2 tRNA genes and 2 rRNA genes are annotated in these 5,099 nt (G+C 52.5%); all 4 read left to right on the top strand.

Annotation, left to right across the window (positions count from 1 at the left end):
• The first annotated feature begins 240 nt into the window (after nt 1-240).
• Nucleotides 241-1,773: ribosomal RNA gene (locus FH08_RS0134375) — 16S ribosomal RNA — on the top strand.
• Between the two features lie 69 nt (nt 1,774-1,842).
• Nucleotides 1,843-1,919, top strand: a tRNA-Ile gene (locus FH08_RS48850).
• A 39-nt stretch (nt 1,920-1,958) separates the two neighbouring features.
• Nucleotides 1,959-2,034, top strand: a tRNA-Ala gene (locus FH08_RS0134380).
• 335 nt (nt 2,035-2,369) lie between these two features.
• Nucleotides 2,370-5,099: ribosomal RNA gene (locus FH08_RS0134385) — 23S ribosomal RNA — on the top strand; the annotation flags it as partial.

Below are 5,099 nucleotides of genomic sequence, written 5' to 3' on the forward strand. Positions count from 1 at the left end.
TAGCGAATGTTCTTTAAAAACTAACAGCCGATAAGTGTGGGCGCTTGGTGCTTGGCTTTAAGCGTGGTGGTGTTTTCCGGGGTAACCCGGGAGATACTGCCGTGAAGCGAAAGTATCAAGTCTCACACTAGTATTAAGGTAGGTTTTGAGTGTCTTTCTCGAAAGGGGAAGATGGGAGGAACTTGTCAGTACGTTGAGTGAGCGACCTATTCGCAAGAATAGAAAACAGTAACAGGCATTGAACTGAAGAGTTTGATCCTGGCTCAGATTGAACGCTGGCGGCATGCCTTACACATGCAAGTCGAACGGCAGCACGGGGGCAACCCTGGTGGCGAGTGGCGAACGGGTGAGTAATACATCGGAACGTGTCCTGTAGTGGGGGATAGCCCGGCGAAAGCCGGATTAATACCGCATACGATCTACGGAAGAAAGCGGGGGATCCTTCGGGACCTCGCGCTATAGGGGCGGCCGATGGCAGATTAGCTAGTTGGTGGGGTAAAGGCCTACCAAGGCGACGATCTGTAGCTGGTCTGAGAGGACGACCAGCCACACTGGGACTGAGACACGGCCCAGACTCCTACGGGAGGCAGCAGTGGGGAATTTTGGACAATGGGGGAAACCCTGATCCAGCAATGCCGCGTGTGTGAAGAAGGCCTTCGGGTTGTAAAGCACTTTTGTCCGGAAAGAAAACTTCTGCCCTAATACGGCGGGAGGATGACGGTACCGGAAGAATAAGCACCGGCTAACTACGTGCCAGCAGCCGCGGTAATACGTAGGGTGCGAGCGTTAATCGGAATTACTGGGCGTAAAGCGTGCGCAGGCGGTTCGTTAAGACAGATGTGAAATCCCCGGGCTTAACCTGGGAACTGCATTTGTGACTGGCGAGCTAGAGTATGGCAGAGGGGGGTAGAATTCCACGTGTAGCAGTGAAATGCGTAGAGATGTGGAGGAATACCGATGGCGAAGGCAGCCCCCTGGGCCAATACTGACGCTCATGCACGAAAGCGTGGGGAGCAAACAGGATTAGATACCCTGGTAGTCCACGCCCTAAACGATGTCAACTAGTTGTTGGGTCTTCATTGACTTAGTAACGTAGCTAACGCGTGAAGTTGACCGCCTGGGGAGTACGGTCGCAAGATTAAAACTCAAAGGAATTGACGGGGACCCGCACAAGCGGTGGATGATGTGGATTAATTCGATGCAACGCGAAAAACCTTACCTACCCTTGACATGGTCGGAACCCTGCTGAAAGGTGGGGGTGCTCGAAAGAGAACCGATACACAGGTGCTGCATGGCTGTCGTCAGCTCGTGTCGTGAGATGTTGGGTTAAGTCCCGCAACGAGCGCAACCCTTGTCCTTAGTTGCTACGCAAGAGCACTCTAAGGAGACTGCCGGTGACAAACCGGAGGAAGGTGGGGATGACGTCAAGTCCTCATGGCCCTTATGGGTAGGGCTTCACACGTCATACAATGGTCGGAACAGAGGGCTGCCAACCCGTGAGGGGGAGCTAATCCCAGAAAACCGATCGTAGTCCGGATCGTAGTCTGCAACTCGACTACGTGAAGCTGGAATCGCTAGTAATCGCGGATCAGCATGCCGCGGTGAATACGTTCCCGGGTCTTGTACACACCGCCCGTCACACCATGGGAGTGGGTTTTACCAGAAGTGGCTAGTCTAACCGCAAGGAGGACGGTCACCACGGTAGGATTCATGACTGGGGTGAAGTCGTAACAAGGTAGCCGTATCGGAAGGTGCGGCTGGATCACCTCCTTTCTCGAGCTCAACGTTTTAAAGTGAAGTGCTAAAGCGCTCACGCTTATCGGCTGTAAGAAGACAGGCTAAGGGTCTGTAGCTCAGTTGGTTAGAGCACCGTCTTGATAAGGCGGGGGTCGTTGGTTCGAATCCAACCAGACCCACCATTTACTTTGTAAATGCAGACCCTCAAGCATCAAGGTATTGGGGGATTAGCTCAGCTGGGAGAGCACCTGCTTTGCAAGCAGGGGGTCGTCGGTTCGATCCCGTCATCCTCCACCAATCACCAACGCATAGCATTCTTGAAGCTGAGAGTGATTATGCATTGGCGATTGAGCCAGTCAGTAAGCGATTTTAAGCATAGCGCTTAGAGTCGTGCTGTCGTTCTTTAACAATCTGGAAGAAGTAGTAAAGGTCATTTGAAAGCACTTAGAGATGGGTGTGATTAGGATGATCAGGGTTGTGATTGTATCAATGTATGAAAAAGTGATCGAAAGGTCGCTTTGGAATACGGCGCAACACGAATACTCAACCTATAGCGGTGTGAAAGAGTTCTCACTGAACCGGTGGCTTCGGCCAAGGGTTTGCGGGGATGCTCGGAGACACACTCGTTATAGGGTCAAGCGAACAAGTGCATGTGGTGGATGCCTTGGCGATCACAGGCGATGAAGGACGCGGTAGCCTGCGAAAAGCGACGGGGAGCTGGCAAACGAGCTTTGATCCGTCGATGTCCGAATGGGGAAACCCGGCCCTTCTGGGTCATCCTAGACTGAATACATAGGTCTAGTGAAGCGAACGCGGTGAACTGAAACATCTAAGTAACCGCAGGAAAAGAAATCAACCGAGATTCCCAAAGTAGTGGCGAGCGAAATGGGATCAGCCTGTACTCTTTAGCACGACCGTTAGCCGAACACTCTGGAAAGTGTGGCCATAGCAGGTGATAGCCCTGTAGGCGAAAGCGGATGTGTGGAACTAGGTGTACGACAAGTAGGGCGGGACACGTGAAATCCTGTCTGAAGATGGGGGGACCATCCTCCAAGGCTAAATACTCGTGATCGACCGATAGTGAACCAGTACCGTGAGGGAAAGGCGAAAAGAACCCCGGGAGGGGAGTGAAATAGATCCTGAAACCGCATGCATACAAACAGTCGGAGCCTTGAAAGGGGTGACGGCGTACCTTTTGTATAATGGGTCAGCGACTTACGTTCAGTAGCAAGGTTAACTGATTAAGGCAGCCGTAGCGAAAGCGAGTCCGAATAGGGCGTTCAGTTGCTGGGCGTAGACCCGAAACCAAGTGATCTATCCATGGCCAGGTTGAAGGTGCGGTAACACGTACTGGAGGACCGAACCCACTAATGTTGAAAAATTAGGGGATGAGCTGTGGATAGGGGTGAAAGGCTAAACAAACTTGGAAATAGCTGGTTCTCTCCGAAAACTATTTAGGTAGTGCCTCGTGTATCACCTTCGGGGGTAGAGCACTGTCATGGTTGTGGGGTCCATTGCGGATTACTACGCCATAGCAAACTCCGAATACCGAAGAGTGCAATCACGGGAGACAGACATCGGGTGCTAACGTCCGGTGTCAAGAGGGAAACAACCCAGACCGCCAGCTAAGGTCCCCAAATATTGCTAAGTGGGAAACGAAGTGGGAAGGCTAAAACAGTCAGGAGGTTGGCTTAGAAGCAGCCACCCTTTAAAGAAAGCGTAATAGCTCACTGATCGAGTCGTCCTGCGCGGAAGATGTAACGGGGCTAAGCAATATACCGAAGCTGCGGATGCGAGATTTATCTCGCATGGTAGGAGAGCGTTCCGTAAGCCTGTGAAGGTGCATTGAAAAGTGTGCTGGAGGTATCGGAAGTGCGAATGCTGACATGAGTAGCGATAAAGGGGGTGAAAAGCCCCCTCGCCGTAAGCCCAAGGTTTCCTACGCAACGTTCATCGGCGTAGGGTGAGTCGGCCCCTAAGGCGAGGCAGAAATGCGTAGCTGATGGGAAGCAGGTTAATATTCCTGCACCATTGTTAAATGCGATGGGGGGACGGATCGCGGAAGGTTGTCCGGGTGTTGGAAGTCCCGGTCCTTGCATTGGAGAAGGCGCTTAGGCAAATCCGGGCGCGGAATTCAAGGGTGTGAGGCCATTCACTTAGGTGAAGAAGCAATCGGAAGTGGTTCCAAGAAAAGCCTCTAAGCTTCAGTTTAACAAGACCGTACCGCAAACCGACACAGGTGGGCGAGATGAGTATTCTAAGGCGCTTGAGAGAACTCGGGAGAAGGAACTCGGCAAATTGGTACCGTAACTTCGGGATAAGGTACGCCCCTGTAGCTTGATGCGCCTGCGCGCAAAGGGTGAAGGGGTTGCAATAAACTGGTGGCTGCGACTGTTTAATAAAAACACAGCACTCTGCAAACACGAAAGTGGACGTATAGGGTGTGACGCCTGCCCGGTGCCGGAAGATTAAATGATGGGGTGCAAGCTCTTGATTGAAGTCCCGGTAAACGGCGGCCGTAACTATAACGGTCCTAAGGTAGCGAAATTCCTTGTCGGGTAAGTTCCGACCTGCACGAATGGCGTAACGATGGCCACACTGTCTCCTCCCGAGACTCAGCGAAGTTGAAGTGTTTGTGATGATGCAATCTCCCCGCGGCTAGACGGAAAGACCCCATGAACCTTTACTGTAGCTTTGCATTGGACTTTGAACCGATCTGTGTAGGATAGGTGGGAGGCTATGAAACCGGAACGCTAGTTTCGGTGGAGCCGTCCTTGAAATACCACCCTGGTTTGTTTGAGGTTCTAACCTTGGTCCGTGATCCGGATCGGGGACAGTGCATGGTAGGCAGTTTGACTGGGGCGGTCTCCTCCCAAAGTGTAACGGAGGAGTACGAAGGTACGCTAGGTACGGTCGGAAATCGTGCTGATAGTGCAATGGCATAAGCGTGCTTAACTGCGAGACCGACAAGTCGAGCAGGTGCGAAAGCAGGTCATAGTGATCCGGTGGTTCTGTATGGAAGGGCCATCGCTCAACGGATAAAAGGTACTCTGGGGATAACAGGCTGATACCGCCCAAGAGTTCATATCGACGGCGGTGTTTGGCACCTCGATGTCGGCTCATCTCATCCTGGGGCTGTAGCCGGTCCCAAGGGTATGGCTGTTCGCCATTTAAAGAGGTACGTGAGCTGGGTTTAAAACGTCGTGAGACAGTTTGGTCCCTATCTGCCGTGGGCGTTGGATATTTGAAGGGGGCTGCTCCTAGTACGAGAGGACCGGAGTGGACGAACCTCTGGTGTACCGGTTGTCACGCCAGTGGCATCGCCGGGTAGCTATGTTCGGAAGAGATAACCGCTGAAAGCA

The organism is Caballeronia sordidicola, from assembly GCF_000729995.1.
GTDB classification, from domain to species: Bacteria; Pseudomonadota; Gammaproteobacteria; order Burkholderiales; family Burkholderiaceae; genus Caballeronia; species Caballeronia sordidicola_A.